General features: G+C 45.9%; 19 protein-coding genes. 4 read left to right on the top strand and 15 right to left on the bottom strand.

The window, feature by feature from the left end; translation table 11 throughout:
* Positions 1 to 24: 24 nt before the first annotated feature.
* The 14 genes from HYN48_RS10945 to HYN48_RS10880 form a co-directional block, all read right to left on the bottom strand.
* Positions 25 to 2,052: a hypothetical protein gene (locus tag HYN48_RS10945; RefSeq protein WP_108371644.1), complete on the bottom strand. Its 2,028-nt coding sequence runs from the start codon at positions 2,050 to 2,052 to the stop codon at positions 25 to 27.
* Positions 2,053 to 2,278: 226 nt separating this feature from the next.
* On the bottom strand, positions 2,279 to 3,025 hold the full coding sequence (fabG, locus tag HYN48_RS10940; protein WP_108371642.1) for a 3-oxoacyl-[acyl-carrier-protein] reductase: 747 nt from the start codon (positions 3,023 to 3,025) through the stop codon (positions 2,279 to 2,281).
* A 199-nt stretch (positions 3,026 to 3,224) separates the two neighbouring features.
* A complete protein-coding gene (locus tag HYN48_RS10935) occupies positions 3,225 to 3,416 on the bottom strand; it encodes a hypothetical protein (protein ID WP_108371640.1) in 192 nt (63 codons plus the stop codon).
* 105 nt (positions 3,417 to 3,521) lie between these two features.
* On the bottom strand, positions 3,522 to 6,023 hold the full coding sequence (locus tag HYN48_RS10930) for a DUF7619 domain-containing protein (protein ID WP_108371637.1): 2,502 nt from the start codon (positions 6,021 to 6,023) through the stop codon (positions 3,522 to 3,524).
* A 99-nt stretch (positions 6,024 to 6,122) separates the two neighbouring features.
* Positions 6,123 to 8,627: a T9SS type A sorting domain-containing protein gene (locus HYN48_RS10925; RefSeq protein WP_181248463.1), complete on the bottom strand. Its 2,505-nt coding sequence runs from the start codon at positions 8,625 to 8,627 to the stop codon at positions 6,123 to 6,125.
* A 98-nt stretch (positions 8,628 to 8,725) separates the two neighbouring features.
* Positions 8,726 to 11,461: a T9SS type A sorting domain-containing protein gene (locus HYN48_RS10920; protein ID WP_108371633.1), complete on the bottom strand. Its 2,736-nt coding sequence runs from the start codon at positions 11,459 to 11,461 to the stop codon at positions 8,726 to 8,728.
* 110 nt (positions 11,462 to 11,571) lie between these two features.
* On the bottom strand, positions 11,572 to 12,444 hold the full coding sequence (gene sucD, locus HYN48_RS10915; protein ID WP_108371631.1) for a succinate--CoA ligase subunit alpha: 873 nt from the start codon (positions 12,442 to 12,444) through the stop codon (positions 11,572 to 11,574).
* Positions 12,445 to 12,541: 97 nt separating this feature from the next.
* Positions 12,542 to 12,904, bottom strand: coding sequence for a nuclear transport factor 2 family protein (locus HYN48_RS10910; RefSeq protein ID WP_108371629.1), 363 nt, complete (start codon positions 12,902 to 12,904; stop codon positions 12,542 to 12,544).
* A gap of 2 nt (positions 12,905 to 12,906) precedes the next feature.
* Positions 12,907 to 13,836 carry a UDP-3-O-(3-hydroxymyristoyl)glucosamine N-acyltransferase gene (locus HYN48_RS10905; RefSeq protein ID WP_108371627.1) on the bottom strand — a complete coding sequence of 310 codons (930 nt, stop codon included), beginning with the start codon at positions 13,834 to 13,836 and terminating at the stop codon, positions 12,907 to 12,909.
* A gap of 105 nt (positions 13,837 to 13,941) precedes the next feature.
* Positions 13,942 to 14,508 carry an elongation factor P gene (gene efp, locus HYN48_RS10900; protein WP_108371625.1) on the bottom strand — a complete coding sequence of 189 codons (567 nt, stop codon included), beginning with the start codon at positions 14,506 to 14,508 and terminating at the stop codon, positions 13,942 to 13,944.
* A 62-nt stretch (positions 14,509 to 14,570) separates the two neighbouring features.
* Positions 14,571 to 15,356: an acyl-ACP--UDP-N-acetylglucosamine O-acyltransferase gene (lpxA, locus tag HYN48_RS10895; protein WP_108371623.1), complete on the bottom strand. Its 786-nt coding sequence runs from the start codon at positions 15,354 to 15,356 to the stop codon at positions 14,571 to 14,573.
* A gap of 33 nt (positions 15,357 to 15,389) precedes the next feature.
* A complete protein-coding gene (locus tag HYN48_RS10890; protein ID WP_108371621.1) occupies positions 15,390 to 16,778 on the bottom strand; it encodes a bifunctional UDP-3-O-[3-hydroxymyristoyl] N-acetylglucosamine deacetylase/3-hydroxyacyl-ACP dehydratase in 1,389 nt (462 codons plus the stop codon).
* A 67-nt stretch (positions 16,779 to 16,845) separates the two neighbouring features.
* A complete protein-coding gene (gene lpxD / locus HYN48_RS10885) occupies positions 16,846 to 17,865 on the bottom strand; it encodes a UDP-3-O-(3-hydroxymyristoyl)glucosamine N-acyltransferase (protein WP_108371619.1) in 1,020 nt (339 codons plus the stop codon).
* A 113-nt stretch (positions 17,866 to 17,978) separates the two neighbouring features.
* Positions 17,979 to 19,208 carry an HD domain-containing protein gene (locus HYN48_RS10880; RefSeq protein ID WP_108373571.1) on the bottom strand — a complete coding sequence of 410 codons (1,230 nt, stop codon included), beginning with the start codon at positions 19,206 to 19,208 and terminating at the stop codon, positions 17,979 to 17,981.
* Positions 19,209 to 19,338: 130 nt separating this feature from the next.
* On the opposite strand from HYN48_RS10880, the gene HYN48_RS10875 reads away from it, so the two are divergent.
* The 4 genes from HYN48_RS10875 (at position 19,339) to HYN48_RS10860 (ending at position 21,921) form a co-directional block, all read left to right on the top strand.
* Entirely contained in the window at positions 19,339 to 20,202 is an 864-nt protein-coding gene (locus HYN48_RS10875) for an esterase-like activity of phytase family protein (protein ID WP_108371617.1), read from the top strand.
* 11 nt (positions 20,203 to 20,213) lie between these two features.
* Positions 20,214 to 20,636: a hypothetical protein gene (locus tag HYN48_RS10870; RefSeq protein ID WP_108371615.1), complete on the top strand. Its 423-nt coding sequence runs from the start codon at positions 20,214 to 20,216 to the stop codon at positions 20,634 to 20,636.
* Positions 20,637 to 20,725: 89 nt separating this feature from the next.
* Positions 20,726 to 21,523: an SRPBCC family protein gene (locus HYN48_RS10865; RefSeq protein WP_108373569.1), complete on the top strand. Its 798-nt coding sequence runs from the start codon at positions 20,726 to 20,728 to the stop codon at positions 21,521 to 21,523.
* A gap of 119 nt (positions 21,524 to 21,642) precedes the next feature.
* Positions 21,643 to 21,921 carry a hypothetical protein gene (locus HYN48_RS10860; RefSeq protein ID WP_108371613.1) on the top strand — a complete coding sequence of 93 codons (279 nt, stop codon included), beginning with the start codon at positions 21,643 to 21,645 and terminating at the stop codon, positions 21,919 to 21,921.
* Positions 21,922 to 21,939: 18 nt separating this feature from the next.
* Here the strand turns inward: HYN48_RS10860 and HYN48_RS10855 are convergent, their stop codons facing one another.
* Positions 21,940 to 22,308 carry a hypothetical protein gene (locus HYN48_RS10855; RefSeq protein WP_108371611.1) on the bottom strand — a complete coding sequence of 123 codons (369 nt, stop codon included), beginning with the start codon at positions 22,306 to 22,308 and terminating at the stop codon, positions 21,940 to 21,942.
* Between the last annotated feature and the right edge of the window lie 18 nt (positions 22,309 to 22,326).

The raw sequence follows: 22,326 nt of genomic DNA, 5'->3' as shown, positions 1-22,326 counted from the left end.
ACTCAGCTGAACGTGGCCAAACCATTACAACATGCCATTGTACTTTCTGATAAACCATTCCGCCGAAAGCAAAGCTGCAATAGCGATCAGCAGCAGCATACTGTCGACCAACGGAATTTTCCGGACGACCTCCTTCTGTATCGATTTGTAATCGGGGTTTTCAAGCAGTGCTTTGATCAGCGCGTCGGCCTGGTTCGGTACGTAGGTTTTGCCGCCGGTCTGCGCAGCGAGTTGGTTCAGTTTGGCAACATCCGGATTGACAAATTGCTTTTCAATGTTGAAATCAAGTATTTCAAAGCTGCCGTTGTAACGGTTTTTTGAGGTCTGCTCAACGACGGAGAAGGTATATTGCCCGGCTGCCAGTCCGTCCAGATTCGCTTTGTAGGCATTGGCTCCTTTGAGCATATCGTACTGCCGGGTTTGTTTCGTCTGCCTATTGGTTACCGCAATGGTCAGCCTCGCTTTTTCGTCAAACTCATAATTCTTGTTGAAATATTGCGCAGTTATCTCGATAGCATCACCCGAATTGTAAAACCGCTCGTGGTTGACGACCAGCGATTTCCGGGCGTTGTTCGACGCGAGGTATTGGATGATCTTGTCCGAAAAAAGATCAAATTTCTCGAACGTATTCAGGTCGGCATGACTCTGCAACCGCCATTTCCAAATGTTTTCGCCCAAAAGAAAAGCCGTACGCCGACCCGCATTTTCAGTAAATGCAAGCAGGGGCGCGCCTGTAGCGATATTCCGAATCCTTGCCGACAGCAACACGTTAAGATTTCCACTGGCTGTAATGGTCCCGAAAGCGTGCTGCAAAGGCGGCAAACGGTCGAATCCGAAATCGTCTATCGCAAACAGATTGAACTGCGTATTAAAGTCGGCCGAGTAATCCTCTTTCTGTCCGCTCATCTTGAAGTTCAGCGTCTGCTGCTGCTGGTTCAGGAAATTAAAATCTGTGGCGGTGCCCGTGATAATCAAAGTATTGATGCCCGCATTCCTATTACTGTCAAAAACCGGCTTGAAGTCGGCCGTGGGCTGGTAAAGCACCAACACGTTATAGTCGTCAAGGCTTTTCAGGTCCGTTGGCTTTACGATGGTCACGTGGCGCTGCGGATTCATTTCTATGGAACGCTTGAGCGCACCCAGGTCGGGATGGTTGAATGAGGCGACGATTGCGATCTCCGACTTCTGGTCGATGACTTCCACCGCAAAGTTCTTGATGTTGTTGTAGGAGTTTTTTTCCGCTTCCGCAGAAGAAAGCCGGGCACGGTAGATTTGAAGCCCGTTTTTTTCTGCCGGCAACAATACGTTTACGACAGCCGATCTTTTAGAAGGGGAAAAACTGACTTTTTCCTTTGCCAACACATTGCTGCCCTGCGCGATGCTGAAATCGGCCTCGATGGCTTTGGTACCCGAATATTGCAGGAACACCTCGACCGGGAATTTATTCTTCAGGAATGCATATTTGTTCACGTTTAACTGGCTGATCCGCAAGTCGGTAAACGTTGTCGTGTCGCCGAGAATCAACGGATAGACCTTGTTTCCGGCATCAAAACTGAATACATAGTCATTTCCGGTGGTTTGATTCCCATCGGAAATGAGGATTGTAGGATACAATTTATTGCGGTTGATGCTCTTAAGGTTGCGCGCCGCTTCATCTATATTCGTCTGGGTTCCTTTGAAATCGAACTTTTCCGACAGTTCAAAACCAGTGTCAAAACGGTAACCCTGCACATCAAATTTTTCGCGCAGGCCTGAATCAGAATATAATTTCTTAAACAATTCGTTTGCCGTGGCGTCTGCTTTTAAATCCTTTACGGATTCAGAATTGTCCACCACGATTGGCAATGGTGTCTTCTCGGTCTCAAAAGTGCTTCTCGTAATCTTTGGATTAATCAACAGCAACAATATCCCGAACACGGACAAAAAACGCAGCACAGATAAAACCAGGTGTGTCCTGCTCCTGGTTTTGCTTTTATAAAGGTATTGGTAAAATGATAGTCCGGCTGCCAGTGCAAGCGCTAGGATAATTAATAATATAGTATTTAATGCCATTTAGTTTTTTACCTTCATAATGAAATTGTTATCGGCTACGCAAATTATCAGCCTTTTATAAATTTGGCCCCGTGTATGGCGTCACTTTTGATGATGTAAGCGCCCTTTGAAAGCCTGGAGAGACGTTAATCAATTGTACTGCCTCCCATTGAATTGGCCAGTCATCACTACTATGTTGGAAAATTCAATTTGCTTGTCCATATAAATTTCCTGTCTACAATTTGTCTTATGTCAGCATACCTCCGTCAACATTCAGCACCTGCCCCGTGATGTACGCGCTCATGTCTGACGCCAGGAACAGGCAGGCATTGGCGACATCTTCCGTGCTGCCGCCACGCTTTAACGGAATCGACTCTGCCCAGCCTTTCACGACCTCCTCATTCAATTTGGCAGTCATTTCCGTTTCAATGAACCCCGGAGCTATCGCGTTGCAGCGGATGTTCCTGGAACCCAATTCCAAAGCAACAGACTTGGTAAAGCCGATAACACCTGCTTTAGAGGCAGCATAATTGGTCTGTCCGGCGTTCCCTTTCACCCCTACTACAGAACTCATGTTGATGATCGAGCCTGAACGTTGCTTCAGGAAAGTCTTCTGAATAGCTTTTGTCATATTGAATACCGATTTCAGGTTGACATCAATCACCTTATCAAAATCCTCTTCAGACATACGCATCAAGAGGTTGTCCTTGGTAATTCCTGCATTATTAATCAGGATGTCTACCGTTCCGAAATCAGCCAAAACAGCGTCGACAAAAGTATGCGCTTCGTTAAAATCGGCGGCGTTGGACTGATATCCTTTGGCCTTGATCCCTAAACCGTTCAGCTCGTTTTCAAGCGCTAACGCAGACTCAGCAGAGGCGCTGTATGTAAAGGCGACATTGGCACCGTGCTTTGCAAAAACTTCCGCTATTCCTTTTCCGATGCCGCGGCTGGCTCCCGTGATGATGGCTGTTTTTCCTTCTAATAATTTCATAATGGTCTGATCAAATTTGTAATGGTTGCACAAATATAGGAATTCAGATTTTAGAATCAGGATTTTAGATTTGAGAATTCCGGGGCAGATTGCGTATGGTGCTGGCACCTGAAACAGCCATCAATTTCCAGGAATCAGGAAGTTTCCAAAAAGCAAAAGGCCGCCTGTTGGCAGCCTGCTGATTTATAGTAAGTTGTGATTAATCTCTGAGGACGCGTGTGAACCAGCCGACGGCTTCGGAGACCATTTTTGAAATCGCGCCGCCTATGGGCATGGCCGCAATCGCGATCGTTGCCTTTGCTGGTGCCGTGGCGGCATTGGTTGCATTTTGATTGTGGGCGCTGGCCGCTACGGAACAAAGGAGCAGCAGGAGAATTACTTTCGTTTTCATAATGTAGTTTTTTGGTTGATGATCGTTTTAATGATTTCAAATATATTAAAAAAATCGAATCATAGATATAAATAACATGAATATCAATAAGTTGTTATCAAAATGCTATCCTTTGAGGAATTTTGATGACCAGGTTCCTGTATTAGAAATCACTTTTAGTACATACTCTCCAACCGGCAAACGCGATACATCAATACTATAATCGCCAACCGCAGGGATCGCTTTCGTGACTTCCTGTCCAAGCATGTTATAAATGACTATTGAATCAATATCGGCGGTTACTTTTGAAGCAATATTCAAAACATCCTTTACCGGATTTGGATATAAAGCAAATCCAAATGCATTTTCATTTTCATCCGTGCTTAAAGGAATAGCCATGGTAGTCACCGCAGTATTCGTAACAATAGGGAAGTTATAATCGAAATAAATACTCGCTGTATTGCTGATGGTACTGCCTAAAGTCAATGTCGGTTTGGTTTTGATCTTGAACAGTATATAACCGTCATTATTGGCGTCATCGAAAGGGAGATTGATGTTTTCGAATAGGAATTCGGCCTGATCGCCTGTGATTCTTGTAGTGAATGGATGACTTCCATCAAGTGGTATTAATGTAGTCACATCAAATTTTGCCGTATCTATCACATCTTTCACGACGATATTTTGTGCCGGAGCATTGCCAGTATTTTCAAAACGGATGCGGTAGTGCAGCTCCTTCCCAACGATATCCGGTGTAATTGCATCACCTTCAAGGCATATCTTATCATTCGGATCAAATGAATTAAATACAGGCTGTTCCAGTTGCGCAGTATTGTTCTGAGGTGTTTCATCTGTGGCATCTGATGTAGCCACGGCGTTGAAATGCAATATGGTATTGCCATTAACCGGCGGAGTATCCGTAGGGGTATTCAGATTAAACTGAACCATGAATTCTTTTTTTTCAAAAGGTACCAAATTAACGCTCCATGAAAGGCTGCCCTCATTGTCGGCTGCTGTTGGCTGTACATTAACCAAGTGCATTAAATCATTTTCAAAATGAAATTCCACATGGGCGGATTGTGACGTATTCCCTGTATTATTTACAATGACTTTATAATGAATATCGAAACCCGGAATGGCGTCGCCAATGGGTAGCAGGATTATTTCAAGATCGTTGCGGTTCCCTGCTGGCGCAATACAAAATTGGAGGTTATAAGGACTTGCCTGTGCAGGGAAGCCTACGCTTGCTGAAGTGGGCGATACCGTAAAATACTCCGGATGCTCAAGTACAGGGGCAACTTGATAAGTGCCTTGCGAAACAGGAATACTGAACAGGCTGTTCGCAGCTGCTATTACTTGTGTAGTGGTACTCCCCGAAGTTAAATTTAACTTCATGGCAGGTATGTTCAGGTCACCTGCGTCACATCCGTTTGCATTGGAATCCAAGGTATTGGCGGCAGCAATTTGATAATAAGTGCCGCCTGGAGTAAACGAACAGTATGTATTGACTTCGCAATTGGTAATATTATAAATTGGAAAGTTAGTGCCTATCATGTCGTCTGTCTCATTTGCATCAACACAAATGTATCGTAGGGACGGAAGGTTTTCTAATGTCGGAAACGGATTATAGTTCCCATTCTTAAGATTAACCCACTCTAATAACGGGTTGTTGTCAAATTTAACTGAATTCGAAATTAACCCATTTGGACGAATAGATGACAAATCCAATTTAGTAAACAGGTTATTCGTACAGGACAGATTTGTAATTGAACTGGAGCCCTGGCCTTCATTGTAAAAATGGAGCTCGGTGAGGAAATTGTTATCGCAATAAAAATGGGAAAGATGCTGGAAAGAACTCACATCGAATTGCGTAAAAAGGTTGTTGCTTATATTGATTTCAAACAGGTGATACCATGATGCCCCGATATCGAGTGATGTAAGCTGGTTACCCTTACAACTCAGTGTTGTAATATTGGAAAGTCCGGAAAGGTTAAGAGATGTCAATATGCCATCCTCGCATCCGATATAGGCCAGCGTAGGATAAGGTGTAAGATCAAGTGAAGTGATTGCGGTATGGCTGATGAGAATTTGGCTGATTGACGTAAGGCCCGTCATATCCAATGCCGTTAAGGGATTGGAATAACAAACAAGCTGCAAAAGATTATGCAAGCCTGCGACCTGTATATTTGTCATGTCATTCGTATGGCAGTAAAGGGTTTCAAGCCCACTCAATGCCATTACATCGAGTGTTGTAAGGTGGTTGTTATTGCAATAAAGGATCTTAAGGTTGCTGAGCGCCGCCAGATTAAGAGCGGTAAGATTATTATAGGAACATTTCAGTGTACCGAGGTTTGTAAAGTATTCAATCCCTGAAAGGTCGGATATCTTCTCGCTTTCTGTAAAATTTAATGAATCTACATTCAAAAAATATACAGCCTGTGCTTCCGTAACGGTGATCTGCCCGTCATAATCGGCGTCAATATGTATTGGAAGATTCGCTTCATTCCTTGCAATATCGTTATTTATAGAAGAAAGCGCCAGCCTTGCTGCAAAGGCCGTGTCAGCAATATTGATTACCTGTGCCTGTACACCTGCAAAAGCAAGCATTAGTAATAAATAATGTTTTTTCATTTTAATTGTTTTGGTATTCAAATATAATGCAATTATAATACGGTTGCATAAAACCAATAAAAAAGCCGGTCAGTAACCGGCTTGATATTTAACTGGAAATTACTCCTTTATAAACCGCGAGGCCCAACTTCCGGTCTCCGAAATTACCTTCACTACATAACTGCCTACCGGCAAACGCGATACGTCTATACTATAATCTCCATTCGCAGGCAATACTTTCATTACCTCCTGTGCCAGGGTGTTGTAAATTTGTACCACATTGATGACAGCATCGGTTTTTGACGAAATGTTTATGACATTCTTCGAAGGATTTGGGTATAAACTGAAGCCGCTCTTATCCACTTCATTTATGCTTAAAGGAACCGCAACTGTAGTCACCGCAGTATTCGTAATCACGGGAGCATTATAATTGAAATAAATCCCTGCAGTGTTGCTGAGTTCATCCCCTAAAACCAAAGTCGGCTTTGTTTTGATTTTAAATATTACATAACCATCATTATTCGCATCGTCAAACGGCAGCATGATATTATCAAAAATAAACTCCACCTGATTGGTGTTGGTGATACGGGTAATAAAAGGATGGCTTCCCGCAATGGGCGTTAAAGTTGAAATATCAAATTTTGAAGTATCAATCACATCTTTAACTGTAACAATCGCTGCAGGATAATTTCCGGTGTTCTCAAAACGGATTTTGTAATGAACATACTCCCCTGCCATGTTCGGCGTTATCGTATCACCTTCGAGACAGGTTTTGTCGTTGGGGTCGAAAGCGTTAAATACTGGCTGGTTCAATGCCGTGATGTTGTCCGACGGCGTTTCATCATCATTAAATGCACTATATGCTACAATAGTAATATTGTCACCCTGTTGCAATGGTGGATTTTCAACAGGAGAATTCAGGTTCATGGTAAAATGTACAGTATATGATCCGAATGGCTTCAAATCCGAATAGGCCCAGCTGAGTTCGTTCAGCGAAGCATTGGCAGCCGGTTCAGCAGTAACAAAATCGAGGATATCATCATCGAAGGATACATTGATAAAGCCTGATGCTGTGGTTGTACCTTTATTTTTACAGAGAACGGTGTAATCAGCATCAAAACCGGGAATGGCAGTATTGTTATTGGTAATGGTAATTTCTATATCGGGATGCGTTCCATTCGGGACGATACAGAAACTTTGCGCTACCACAGATGATGTACCCGGAAACGTTATCGAAGCGCTATTGGGAGTGCTGCTGAAGTAAGGTGTTTCAAAAACAGGCGTAATACTATAAGTACCGGCAGGAAGGGATAAGTTGCCTGTACCTGATAAATTTACAAAAAGGCCTCCGCTGCTACCACCATTATCGATAATAAATCTTTGGTTGGGAATTAGAGGATTCGCAGCATCACAACCAACTCCGGCAGCATCAAATTTTGCAGTATTAGCAATTTCGTAAGGTGCATCGGCACCGTCATTACAATAATTGTTGATTTCGCAACCGGTGATATTGTTATAACTCAATTCCTGTTGTATTGCATAAAAATCGGATTCATCTGCGCAGATATATGACAAGTTGGGTACATTGGATATTGAAAACTGGATTTCCTGTGAACCGTTCTTGACATACAATGACTGGAGTAGCGGATTATCATGTATGCTGACATATTGAGCCGGAAACGGCACTTCGATACTCGTCAGGTCAGTGAAATAGCAATACAATCTTGTTATCTGTCCTAATTTTAATGTAGTAAGTGGATTGTTGGAGCATGTGAACTGATCCAATATCTTGTCCGAAACGTCAAGCTCTGTTATAAGATTGTTACGGCAGCTCAGTGTGTTCGATACACTACTATTCAACATTGATCCGGTCAGGTCGAGACTTGTCAATTGATTGAAGCCGCAAAGCAAGCCGGATAAGCCGGGAAGATGGTCTACCTGCAGGCTCGTAAGCTGATTGTAACTGCAGTTGAAGGTGGTCAGCAACGGAAGCATGGTTACGTCAAGTGTAGTCAGGTTGTTGTAATCACACCATAGGTAATTCAATAAAGGGCTGCCGGAAACATCAAGTGAAGCTATCTCATTTTCAGTGCACTTTAATTTCTCAAGTTGTGCCAGCCCTGTGATGTTTATCCCTGTAATGTTGTTGTTTTCGCAAAGTAAACTTTTGAGTCCGGGCATAGAACTAAGGTCCAGCGTGCCTGCAATCTGGTTGTCGTCTATGTCGAGAGATTTCAATCCGGAAAGCCCAGCAAGGCTCAGCGTTGTGAGATAATTACCCCCAACCTGCAAAGATTCCAATGCCAATCCGCTCACATCGATTGCGGAAATCACGTTCGAGTATGCCGTAAGGCTTTTCAAATTAATGAAACTATTAATTCCGGTAAGGTTTACAATATTGGAACTACTTACGGAGAGCGAATAGACCAGTGCTGCTTCGCTTTCCTGAATTTCATTGTCGCTGTTGGTATCAATCTTGATTTTTACACCATTTACGTCTTTTGCAATACTTGAGGTTTCGGAGGATTGGAGCAACTTCGCCTTAAAATTGGCATCAGGGATGTTGATTACCTGTGCCTGTACACCTGCAAAAGCAAGCATTAGTAATAAATAATGTTTTTTCATCTTAATTGTTCTGGTGTTCAAATATAACGTATTTATTATACCGTCAAATAGATCCATAAAAAAGCCGGTCAGTAACCGGCTTGATATTTAACTGGAAATTACTCCTTTATAAAACGTGAGGCCCAACTTCCGGTCTCCGAAATTACCTTCACTACATAACTACCTACCGGCAGACGCGATACGTCTATACTGCAATCTCCATTCGCAGGCAATACTTTCATTACATCCTGTCCCAGGGCGTTGTAAATTTGTACCACATTGATGACAGCATCGGTTTTTGACGAAATGTTTAAGACATCCTTCACCGGATTCGGATATAAAGCCAAACCAAAAGCATTGTCATTTTCATTGGTATTCAAAGGCAACGCCACCGCCGTCACCGCCGTATTGGTTACAATCGGCAGGTTGTAATCAAAATAAATGCTGGCCTTATTGCTGAGCGTACTTCCTACGGTCAATGTCGGTTTGGTCCTGATCTTAAATAAGACATAACCGTCGTTGTTGGTATCATCAAAAGGCAGGTTGATATTTTCGAAAATAAATTCGACCTTGTCACCGTCGGTGATGCGCGTCGTGAACTCATAATTGCTGCTGACCGGCACCAAAGACGCTATATCGAATGTGGCCGGATCGATGATGTCTTTCACCACCACATTCTCCGCCGCAAAAGTACCTGTATTTTCAAAACGGATAAGGTAGTGGACGTAATCTCCCACCATGCCGGGCGTAATGGTATCCCCTTCGAGACACGTCTTATCGTTTGGGTCAAACGAATTGACCACGGTCTGGCGCAATATCGTCGTGTTGTTTAACGGCGTTTCGTCGGTACCCGAATACGTCAAAGCCGCAGTGAACACAAGGTGGTCATCCAAATTGAGCGCCGGCGTCTCGACCGGGCTGTTCATATTCATTTTGACCAGTACACTGCGTGTTTCAAACGGTGCGATTGGCAATCCGCTCCAATGCAGCATACCCTCATTTTGGTCAGATAAAGGCGGTACCGACTGCACAAAATCCATTACGCTGTCGTCAAAGGCAAAATCAAGATCGGTATCAATTGTCGTGTTTCCTGTATTTCGGAATAACAGATTGTAAGTAGCATCAAAACCGGGTCTCGCAATCCCGATTGGCATGATGAGTATTTCCAGGTCGTTATGGATGCCATTCGGGATGATACAGATGTCCTGCATCACGCTGTTAAGATCGCCCGGAAAACTGATTGTGAACTGTGAAGGATCGGTAGTGAAATAGCTGTTTTCGACCACCGGGGTGATCGTATGGGAACCGGCCTGAAGCGGCAGGCTGTAGCTACCCAACGCATCTGCAACGAATGTTCCTGAGTTCACGCCGTCGGTCACGGTAAATTTAATGCCGGGATACAATGGATCTGAGACGTCACAACCATTGCCGTCGAGATCTGCCCTTGAACTGCCCTCTACGGTATAATAGGTTCCGCCCGGTGTGAAAGAGCAGTACGAATTGATGCTGCAAAGAGGAAGCGCCTGCGTAAGATAGTCCAGGCTTTCAATCTGCTCATCGTCAGTACATAAATACTTCAGATTGGGTATTGCCGTTGCCGCGTTAAAATTAAAATTAAGGATTTCGTTGGCGCCGTTTTTTAAGTTCAGCATTTCGACACCCGAGCAACCTGATAAATAGACTTGCTGCAGGTGAGTATTGGATGAAAAATCCAATGATTGGGTAGGATAAATATAGGACAGGACAACATCCTCAAGCAATGCATTGCCTGAAAAGTCGTATGCTGTAACGGATTCAGTCCTGGATTGAAGGGTTTTCAACGAGGCGAGCGCGGTCAGATCGAGCGAGGTGCAATTCAGCATCGTAAGCGTCAGGGTTTCCAATGCTGGCAACGACAAATCAACCGCCAGCCAATCGGTCTCAAGGCTGAGCTCTTTTAAAATATGGCAATTGTTAAATGCTACTGTACCCGGGCTGGACATTTTGAGGGTAAGCTTTTCAAGATTCACTGCCGGATTTAAATCCAATTGCGTAGGATAAGAAGCAGTTACGAAGTACAATTCCCTGAGGTTAACACAGCCCGTAACATTCATAGAAGACAGCCCGTAGCATTGATTTGCATATACGCGCTCAATCAGCGGATTGGCGGACAAATCGAGGTTTTGAATGCTGGAAAAGGAAACCCAGAGTTCCCTGAGGTTTGGAACAGCGCTGAAATCAGTCGTTTCCGAAAGATAATTTTCAGTTGCATTAATCAGGGTGAGCGTATTGCAGCCGGTGAGTATCAATTGGGTAAAATGATTTACCGTCAGATCGAGTTCGGGAAGCAGGTTTGCCCTTCCGCTTAAATCAAGCACGCCATAAATCTGGTTGTTCCTGCATTTAAAATCGTGTAGTGCATAGGTTCCGTCGATATTCAGCGAGGTGAGGCTGTTGTAGGTGCAATCGAGGTCGGTCAACGCCGAAAGCCCACTGGCATTCAGGCTGGTCAACAGGCAATGGTTGACATTCAGTTTCGTAAGCAGCGGAAACACGGTCGCGTCCAGCGTCGTAATCGGGTTGTACGGCATGCTCAGCACTTTGAGGTTCGTAAAATATTCAAGCCCCGTAATATTGGAAATGCCGTTGTTATAAAAATACAATTCACTGACCTGTAGCGCTTCGGAAACCTGTATCTGGCTGTCGTTGTTGGCATCGATGGCAAAATAGGCGCCGTCAAGGTTTTTTGCCCTGGTGTTGGTGGCCGAGGCGTCAAGCAGTCTCGCTTTGAGCTGTCCCGATGGAAAATTGATGATCTGTGCGTTTGCGATCGAAACACCGGCGAATGCCAGCATCAGCAGGTAAAATTTTTTCATATCGATTATTTGGTTTTCAAATATAAATTAAATGTGGCGGTAATCTCAACAAAGCCAAAAAAAAAGTCCCGCATGCCGCGGGACTCAGTGTATAATATCCGAATCAGGGTTTATCCTAAAACCTCTTTAACTTTCTTACCAATCTCTGCGGGGGAATCCACCACGTGGATGCCACATTCGCGCATGATGCGTTTTTTAGCCTCAGCGGTGTCATCCGCACCACCGACGATTGCACCGGCATGTCCCATCGTACGGCCTTTAGGCGCCGTTTCACCAGCGATAAAACCGACTACCGGTTTGCGGTTGCCGTCAGCCTTAATCCACTGTGCCGCATCCGCCTCCAGCTGCCCGCCGATTTCACCGATCATCACGATGCATTTGGTTTCAGGGTCATTCATCAGCAACTCCACCGCTTCCTTCGTTGTGGTTCCGATAATCGGGTCACCACCGATTCCGATCGCGGTTGTAATTCCCAAACCTTGCTTCACCACCTGGTCAGCGGCCTCGTAAGTCAGCGTTCCTGATTTTGAAACAATTCCGACGTTGCCTTTCCTAAAGACGAAGCCAGGCATGATGCCCACCTTTGCCTCTTCCGGAGTAATTACCCCAGGGCAGTTCGGCCCGATCAATCGGCAGTTTTTTCCTTTGATATAGTCATATGCCCGGATCATGTCGGCCACAGGAATTCCTTCAGTGATGGTGATGATGACTTTGATGCCGGCATCGGCCGCTTCCATAATGGCATCGGCTGCAAATGCTGGCGGTACAAAAATAATCGTCGTATCCGCTCCTGCCTTATCTACAGCGTCTTTCACCGTGTTGAAAACCGGACGGTTCAGGTGTTCAGTCCCGCCTTTTCCGGGTGTTACGCCACCTACAACGTTGGTTCCGTATTCAATCATTTGTGAAGCGTGGAATGTTCCTTCACTTCCGGTAAAACCCTGTACAATTATTCTGGAATCCTTGTTAACTAAAACACTCATGGTATATGGTTTAAATTATTTTTTGAATTTAGTGCTGCAAAAATAAGTTTTTGGAGGCAAATCTCGTGTGCTTTTGAAAAATATATTGCCGTCGCGCTTATGAAAGCTGGCTCATCTGGTAGCCGCGGAATAACTTACCATCCCTGACTTCCCAGATCACAAAAAAGTGCGCGAGGAGCATCTCTTCCCTCGGATTTTCAATCGTTTTGACAAAATGGGAATACCTGGCCGAAACCATATCGCCCTCATGGACGATGTGGCTCATGCGCACTTTGGTCCGCATGTAAGCCTTACTCAACTCCGTCGTAAAGGCAATGATTTCGTCATGATCCATTACAATCAGCCCCTTGGTGCTGTTCCATTCCACTTTTACTTCGGGATGCAGGTAGGTTGCCATTTCGGCAGGATCGATCAGTGCATCCGATTTGTAAAAAGCCTGAACCAGTTTTTTAGCGTTCATGTTTATTTCAGTTTGTTAAGTATCTCCGGTATTTTCTTGATGTTGGCCAGTTGCTTGAGTTTTTCGCGTGATTCTTCAATCGGAGTGCCAAAGTAGGTTTTACCACCTTCGACAGATTTGGTTACGCCGGTCTGCCCCATCACCACGGCCTTAGCCCCGATCGTGATGCCGCTTGTCGTACCCACTTGTCCCCAGAGCGTCACTTCATCCTCAATCACGACGCAGCCCGCGATGCCCGTTTGCGAGGCAATCAGGCATTTCTTCCCGATAACCGTATCGTGCCCTACATGCACCTGATTGTCTATTTTTGTGCCCGCACCGATGGTCGTGTCGCCCGTAACGCCTTTGTCAATGGTGCACAGCGCGCCAATGCCAACGTTGTCCTCGATCACGACGCGTCCGCCGGAAACCAGCTGGTCAAAACCTTCCGGCCTTTTCTTGTAATAAAATGCATCGGCTCCCAGAACGGTACCCGCATGGATCATCACATTGTCGCCGATAACGGTATGGTCATAAATGGCGACATTAGAGTGGATCTGGCAGTTTTTACCGATCTTGACATGGTTTCCGATAAACGTATTCGGCTGGATTACCGTGCCTTCACCGATCCGGGCTGTGGGTGAAATCGCCGACGAGGCACTTTGAAATGGCCTGAAATGCTTTGTCAGGGTATTGAAATCCCGAAAAGGATCATCTGAAATCAACAGCGCTTTACCTTCAGGACAGTCGACTTTTTTATTGATCAGTACGATGGTTGCGGCAGACTTTAGCGCCTTGTCATAATATTTCGGATGATCGACAAACACGATATCCCCGGGTTCAACGACATGGATTTCGTTCATTCCGTGAACCGCAAAATCAGCAGCACCGACGAATTCGCACCCGAGCAGGTCGGCAATGCTTTTGAGGGACTGTACGTTTGGAAATTTCATATTGTAACCGGATAACGGGTTGGTTGGAAAATTACGGTAATTTGGAAGGGCTTAAGACACAAGGCCTATCGCCTGTTTCATGATGATGCTTGATCAAATTTCCGATTATTCCTTTACGCGCTCCATATATTGACCCGAAGCGGTGTCAATCTTGATCTTATCGCCTTCGTTGATGAATAACGGCACGTTAACGGTTGCACCGGTTTCAACGGTAGCAGGTTTGGTCGCGTTGGTGGAAGTATTTCCTTTTACGCCCGGTTCTGAATACGTCACTTCGAGGATTACCGAGGCCGGCATATCCACAGACAGCGGTGCTTCGGTTTCCGCATTGATGATTACTTTTACGGTAGTCCCTTCTTTCAGTAAATCCGGGGCATCAAGAATGGCTTTGTTCAGTTGGATCTGCTCATACGTTTCAGTGTGCATGAAATTATACAGATCGCCTTCTGCATATAAAAATTGGAATTCGTGCGTCTCCACGCGCACTTCATCAATCTTGTGCCCTGCAGAAAAGGTGTTGTCCAACACTTTTCCGTTAGTAAGGCTTTTGAGTTTGGTGCGTACGAATGCCGGGCCTTTTCCGGGCTTCACGTGAAGGAATTCGACGATCTTGTAAATGTCGTGGTTGAACTTGATGCATAATCCGTTTCTAATATCCGATGTAGATGCCATTATTGAATGTTATTTTAAATGTTCGTTGTTAATTTTATGAATTGTCGTCTCGCTGTACATGGTTAGTAATTTCCGGTGTAGCCTTTCATCACGCCGCGTGAGGAATTCCTGATGAAGTCAAGGATTTCGTCACGTTCCGGAGTCGCTTCCATTTCCGCTTCGATGATGCTTACGGCCTGCGAGGTATTGTAATTTTTCTGGTACAATATGCGGTAAATTTCCTGTATCTCACGTATTTTTTCCGTGCTGAAACCCCGGCGCCTCAAACCAACAGAATTGATGCCCACGTAGGACAGCGGCTCTTTAGCGGCTTTTGTAAATGGGGGTACATCCTTCCTTACCAGTGAGCCACCTGAAATCATCGCATGATCCCCGATGTTGATAAACTGGTGTACCGCCGCCAATCCGCCGATAATGGCGTAATTGCCCACGGTCACGTGGCCCGCCAATGCGACACCATTGACTATAATTGCATTGTCACCAATGTGGCAATCGTGAGCGATGTGTGCCGTAGCCATCACCAGGCAGTTGTTGCCGAGCTTGGTCTGCCCTGAGGCGATGGTGCCCCTGTTGATCGTAACGCACTCACGGATAGTACAGTTATCGCCGATTATCGCAAGTGATTCCTCACCTCCGAATTTCAAATCCTGAGGAATCGCTGAAATGACCGCTCCGGGAAATATATTGCAATTCTTCCCTATCCGGGCACCTTCCATGATGGTGACGTTCGATCCGATCCAGGTACCATCACCGATCACCACGTTATTGTGGATCGTTGTAAATGGTTCGATCACCACATTCTTGGCAATCTTCGCACCGGGATGCACATAGGCTAAAGGCTGATTCATCTTCTGTTTTTTTATGGTTTGTCCTTATGGGACTTATTGTTTTTTTGCGATTTGGGCCATCAGTTCCGCCTCAGCGACGAGTTTGCCATTGGCGTAGGCGTTGGCCTGCATGTGACAGATTCCCCTCCGTATGGGCGCAATCAGGTCACACTTGAACACCAAGGTATCACCCGGCAGGACCTTGTATTTAAATTTGACGTTGTCGATTTTCATGAAGAAAGTCAGGTAGTTTTCAGGATCAGGGACGGTGCTCAGCACCAGGATCCCGCCGCATTGCGCCATCGCCTCGACAATCAAAACGCCGGGCATAACAGGCGCTCCGGGAAAATGGCCAACGAAAAACGGTTCGTTCATCGTCACGTTTTTCAACCCGACGACATGGGTATCGGACAATTCGAAAATTTTGTCTACCAGCAGGAAAGGCGGCCTGTGCGGCAGCATCGACATAATTTTATGAATATCCATCAACGGCTCCTGATGCAGGTCGTATACCGGAACATGGTTGCGTTGTTCAATCTTGATGATTTTCGACATCTTCTTTGCAAACTGCGTATTGACGAAATGCCCGGGCTTGTTTGCGATCACTTTACCTTTGATTCTTGTGCCTATCAGTGCCAGGTCGCCCACTACATCAAGCAGTTTGTGTCGCGCGGCCTCGTTCGGGTAATGCAGTGTAAGGTTGTCAAGCACGCCATTTGGCTTGACTGAAATCTTGTCTTTCCCGAAAGCGACCTTAAGGTTTTCCATTGTAGATTCCGAAATCTCCTTATCTACATATACGATGGCATTGTTAAGGTCGCCGCCTTTAATCAGCCCGTTTTCGAGCAGTGATTCAAGTTCATGAAGGAAACTGAACGTCCGTGAATTTGCGATTTCAGTCTTGAATTCCGAAATGTTTTTCATCGTGGCATTTTGCGTGCCGAGCACTTTCGTCCCGAAATCGACCATCGCGGTCACCTGATACTCATCACCGGGCATCACGAGGATTTCGCTTCCCGTGGCCTCATCGGTAAAAGAAATGACTTCTTTCACGACATAATATCTGCGCTCCGCTTCCTGCTCCACAATACCGGCTTTCTCGATCGCCTCGACAAAATATTTTGAAGAACCATCCATAATCGGCGGCTCGGAAGCATCAAGCTCTATGATAACATTATCGACGTCACAGCCTACGAATGCAGCCAGTACGTGTTCTGACGTCTGTATCTTGACACCCAATTTTTCCAGATTGGTGCCGCGCTGCGTATTGACAACATAATTGGCATCGGCCTCAATGACCGGCTGCCCTTCCAGGTCTACCCTGACGAAAGTGTAACCGTTATTTACAGGTGCGGGCTTAAAGGTCATCTTTACCTCTTTGCCTGTGTGAAGCCCTACGCCTGTAAGGGAAATTTCATTTGCGATGGTTTTTTGTTTAACCATTAGATCGTGTTTTTGTTTGTATATTCGTTTGAATCGCCATACCCGACAGGCATGTTGACTCCTGATGCTATTCTGTTTTTTTCTTCAGTTCCTCCCATTCGGCGATGATCTTCGGCAGGTTCTTAAAATGTACATACGATTTGCTGAAATCGGTATAATTATATGCCGGACTGCCCTGCACTACCTCGTCATCCTTGAGGCTGCGCCCAATGCCGGACTGCGCCTGCACCCTGACATTGTTGCCAATGGTAAGGTGGCCGGAAATGCCAACCTGCCCCCCAATCATGCAATGACGGCCGATTTTGGTCGAGCCCGCCACACCGGTTTGCGCCGCAATTACGGTATTCTCCCCGATCTCCACATTGTGCGCAATCTGTATCTGGTTGTCCAGCTTTACCCCATTGTGGATGATCGTCGACCCCATCGTCGCGCGGTCAATCGTCGTGGCGGCACCGATATCGACATAGTCGCCAATGACCACATTGCCGATCTGCGGAATTTTGGAATAAGTTCCGTCTTCTTTTGGCGCAAATCCAAAACCATCGGCACCAATAATCGCACCGGAATGGATGTTGCAGTAGTTCCCGATTTTCGAATCAGAATAAATCTTCGCGCCCGCAAAAATAATTACATTATTCCCGATTTCCACATTATCACCGATAAAAGAATTAGGATATATCTTGACATTGTCGCCGATCCTTACATTATTGCCAATGTAACTGAAACTGCCCAGATAAAAATTCTCGCCATAAACCGAACTTTCTGACAACACGGATGGCTGCTCTACCCCCTGCTTATTGTGCTTAACCTGGTCGTAAAACGTGAGTATCTTCGTAAATGCCCCATACGCGTCTTCAACCTTGATCATCGTGGTAAAAACGGGAGCGTCAGGAATAAACGATGCATTGACAATCGTTACCGACGCCTGCGTGGAATAAATGTAATTGTTGTATTTGGGATTCGAAAGGAACGTAAGTGAACCGTCCGTTCCCTCCTCGATTTTTGACAATTTAAAAACAACGGCATCAGGATTTCCGATGATTTCGCCTTCCAGGATGTCCGCTATCTGTGCTGCTGTGAATTTCATTTTACTGATGTTTCTGCCTGTTTCCTGTCAAAAAGAGATTGGCGGGAAATCGTAAAGCCCTTGATTTGCTTTTGCCCGACAAAAATATAAAAAAACAGGTTTAATTGTTAATTTTACGCCAGTACTTTTGGAAAGCAAATATAGTATTTGGTCACCGGTTTGCTCAGCGCTTTAAGGTTGAGATGGTCGGAGGCTTCCACCACATCCTCGATACTGCGGTCTTTTTTGTAAATACTGATCGGTTCAGCCGCCTTATCATACGCCTGGTTCCTGATTTTTCCCTTGAATACGAAATATCCGGCCTCATAAGCCGAAATGTGATTCTTCGACGCGAAATCCCGGATGTACCCGTCGGTGTCGTCTTTCGAAAATTTTTCGTCACTGAACCGTATCTTCGGCAAATCCCGGTTGATGATCATCTTGCTCAAATGGCTCAGTACAAAATCGTCGTGGTACTGCCACGCCTTCAGTGCGCTCACTACGTCAGAGTCGTCCAGCCTTGAGAAAAGTTCGAGTACCTCATTGTCGAAATCGCCGGCTTCAATTTTATGTGCCATGAAAAACCTGAGCGGCGCACTGCACTCCAGGTCAACGCCCTTCAATGTCAGTTCCTTGGCACGTTTGAGGGCCTTCATCAGGATCAGCTCTGCTGCAAGGCTGGTTTTATGCAGGTAAGCCTGCCAGTACATCAGCCTGCGCGCCATCAGGAATTTCTCGACCGAATAAATGCCTTTTTCCTCGATGGCGAGTTTGTCATCCACTACAATCATCATCTGGATCAGGCGATCGGAATTGATATTGCCTTCCGCGACACCCGTGTAAAAGCTATCGCGTTTCAGGTAATCCATGCGGTCCATGTCGAGTTGGCTTGAAATGAGCTCAAGCATGAACTTCCGATGGTATTCTCCTTTAAAAATCTCAATGGCTAAGGTAAGCCGTCCCCCGAATTCCGCGTTCAGTTTGTCCATAAACAATAACGAAATGGATTCATGGCTGATATTTTCAACAATGCTGTGTTCCATCGCATGCGAAAATGGCCCATGTCCGATATCGTGGAGTAGAATCGCAGCATACAGCGCAATTTCCTCTTCCTTTGAAATGACCGTGCCCTTAAACCGAATCGCTTCAACGGCTTTCTGCATCATGTGCATACAACCCAGCGCGTGGTGGAACCGGGTGTGGTGCGCACCAGGATACACCAGGTAAGACAGGCCCATTTGCGAAATGCGGCGCAGGCGCTGAAAATAAGGATGCTGCACCAAATCGTAAATCAGCGTATCCGGTATGGTAATAAACCCGTAAATCGGGTCGTTGAGGATTTTCAACTTGTTGATGTGGCTCACTTTAAAATAATCATCGAATTGACAAGCCATGTCCTGCCTGCAATTACGGGTTAGCGAAGCCAAAGATACGCATTTCCGTTGTATGGTAAATTCGGTTGCAATTTGTAACTTTAGGTCCTAAAACCAATTTATGGATCTCAGGAAAACTGCCTTTTTCATCTTTGCACCGTGCTTTCTCAGCTGCTCCTCGCAGCCCACCCCGCTTAAAACTGTTTTTGATTTACCCGGACAAATAAAGGAAGCCTCAGCGCTGGCATACCTTCCAAACACCAATGTCTTCTGGACTTTAGAGGACAGCGGCAACGATGCGGTCTTGTTTGCACTGGACACAAACGGGGCGCTCAGGCACAAGGTAAACATTAATAAACCGAATGTCGATTGGGAGGCTTTGACATCAGACGATCGCGGAAACCTGTACATTGGCGATTTCGGCAACAACGACAATGACCGGGAAAATCTGATGATTTATAAGATCAACGCGGAAGATTTGGGAAAAGCCGGTGCAAACGTCTCCGTGCAGGTTAATTTTTATTATCCCGAACAGCAGGAGTTCCCGCCTAAAAAGTCCAAACGCATTTTCGATGCCGAGGCGTTTTTCCTGCACGACAACTATTTTTACGTCTTTACGAAAAACCGCAGCAGCAATTCTGACGGTACGACGCAGCTCTATAAAATCCCAAATGTTGCCGGAAATCACGCCGCAAAGCTTATGGGCTCCTTTACGACCTGTGAGGCATTCCGGAAATGTGCCGTGACTGATGCCGCCATCAGTGGCGACGGAAAGAAAATGGCCTTGCTGAGTAATGCAAAGGTTTGGCTTTTTGAAGATTTTAGCGGCGACGCATTTCTTAAAGGAAAAGTGACCGAAATCGACCTGCATGACAATTCGCAGAAAGAGGGCATCTGTTTTAAGGGCAGTGAGATTTTTATCTGTGATGAAAAAGACAAGCACAGCGGCGGAAATATGTATCAACTCACAATAGACAACCAATAATTTTATTCGATATGGAAAACACGACAGACATCCTCCATCAGATTTTCTGGCTGTTGGTCCTGCCGCTGCCCGTCGCGTGCATCGCCTGGACGGTAACCCATGAAGAAGTCTTCAGGGAGCCGCGTGAATACTGCGTCTCGCAATCCAAAAGTAGCCGCCGGCTCTTGCGACGGAAGTTTTTTTACCTCTTCACCTGCGAATACTGCTTCAGCCATTATGTAACGCTGGGCGCCATCATACTGACCCGCTTCCATCTGTTGCTCCCGGATTGGCGGGGCTACATCATTTCAGGTTTTGCGACGGTTTGGATGGCCAATGTCTACATGAGCGTTTTTGCCCTCATCCGCCAGGATATCAAAAAGGAAAAGACTGAAATCGCGCTGATAGAAAAAAAGGTTGAGGAAATAAGCGAAGCGCCCGCTTCAAAATCTTAAAACATAATCTGCGTATACTGTAAACGATTGGCGATATCATGGGATAAATTTGTTAAGACGCAAACCAGTCTAACAAAAAAATGAATGTCATGAAAACAACGCAACAGGATACGCTGCCATTGCAGTCCAAATTTGATACCTCGGGAACTGATCCAAACCGTTACGCCGCGTTTTATTCCGAAGACGAAGCGCAACGCCTTGGCAATGTTACACATAAGGCGAAGCCCGTGATAAAGGGGCTGGAACCCAATATCGGCAAACTCGAACGCATCCTTATGGTTGCAGGCGGTACGTACCTGCTCTATAAGGCACTGTCCGGAAAAACAAAAAGCGTAGGCAAAGGCATCGCAGGCGGCACCATGCTTGCGCGCGGCATCAGCGGCTATTGCCCGATGTACGACCTGGCCGAAAAAAGTGGCAAGTTCAAAGCATCCAACGTCAATATCCGCACCTCAATTACCATCGACAAGCCGGTAAGCGACGTGTACGCATTCTGGCGGAAACTCGAAAACCTGCCCAAATTCATGAGCCACCTTGACAGCGTCAAAGAGTTGACCCAGACCACCTCTGAATGGCGTGCAAAAGGTCCGGCCGGCATAGGCCACATCAGTTGGAAAGCCAACATACTCATGGATGAAAAAGACCGTATGCTCAGCTGGCATTCCGTTCCGGGTGCCACCATCGACAATGCCGGGAAAATTTACTTCCGTGAAAACGGACCGCAAAGCACCGAGCTTGACATCACGCTGTCTTATCATGCGCCGCTGGGAATTGCAGGCGAAGCCGCTGCAAAGCTACTCAACCCATGGTTTACGAAGATGGTAAACCACGATATCGAAAATCTCAAGGCCTATATGGAAACCGGCCAAAATGCGCTGCAGGAATAAACCGCCCGCCTTTTTGCTCCCGAATGTTCAGCGCCGCGTTTGATTTTTGAATCCAAAATGAAAAACACGGCGTTTTTTCGTGATCAATAATTTTATCGACAACATAACACCCAGCAATCATGGATACCCAAAACGGACGCGAAGGCCAGCCATCGCAAACCCACCCTGACGAAATCAATGTTAAACACCCCGCAAAAGAAATCGCAGCGCAAAACAAAGTGACCATCAAAGAAAGCGGCCTCGGACGCGAACAGGGCCAAACCCCGGCAGATGAGCATATTGAAGTGAGCCCACCAAACAACGACGATGATGACATCAATGATACCGACGACCGCGATCAGGGTGACAGCACACGCGACTGGGATGCCGAACACAGCCGCACCGGAAGGAACAAGTAGCGCGCAACCGGAAACTACTTACTGTGCCCGCCGCCGCGCCTTGCGCTCGTCCCGGATGTCCTGGTAAACCTTAAATTGCTCCTCGCTGAGCAACGCCTTCATTTCCTCGTCTTTGTTGATGCGCAGCGTCTTGATTTCTTTGAGGCGCGCGATTTTCTTGCGGCTGGTATCGGCGTTAATCTCTTTGGCTTTTTCAGCATATTTTCTTGTGATTTCCAGGAACGGCGCTTTCTGCTCCTCGGTAAGCGACAGTTTTTTCACATCGGTCTTCAACTGATCGATAAATTCGCTGTTTTGCTTTTGGTTCAACTGTGGTTCCTGTTGTGCCACAGCGGTGAAGCCCGCAGTCAGCAGCAGGGCCGGTAAAAGTAGACTGAGTCTTTTCATCTTAAATCATTTTATTCG

Source organism: Flavobacterium magnum (assembly GCF_003055625.1).
Taxonomy (GTDB): domain Bacteria; phylum Bacteroidota; class Bacteroidia; order Flavobacteriales; family Flavobacteriaceae; genus Flavobacterium; species Flavobacterium magnum.
Note: the sequence above shows the minus strand (reverse complement) of the source record. Positions and strands in the feature narration are given on the sequence as shown.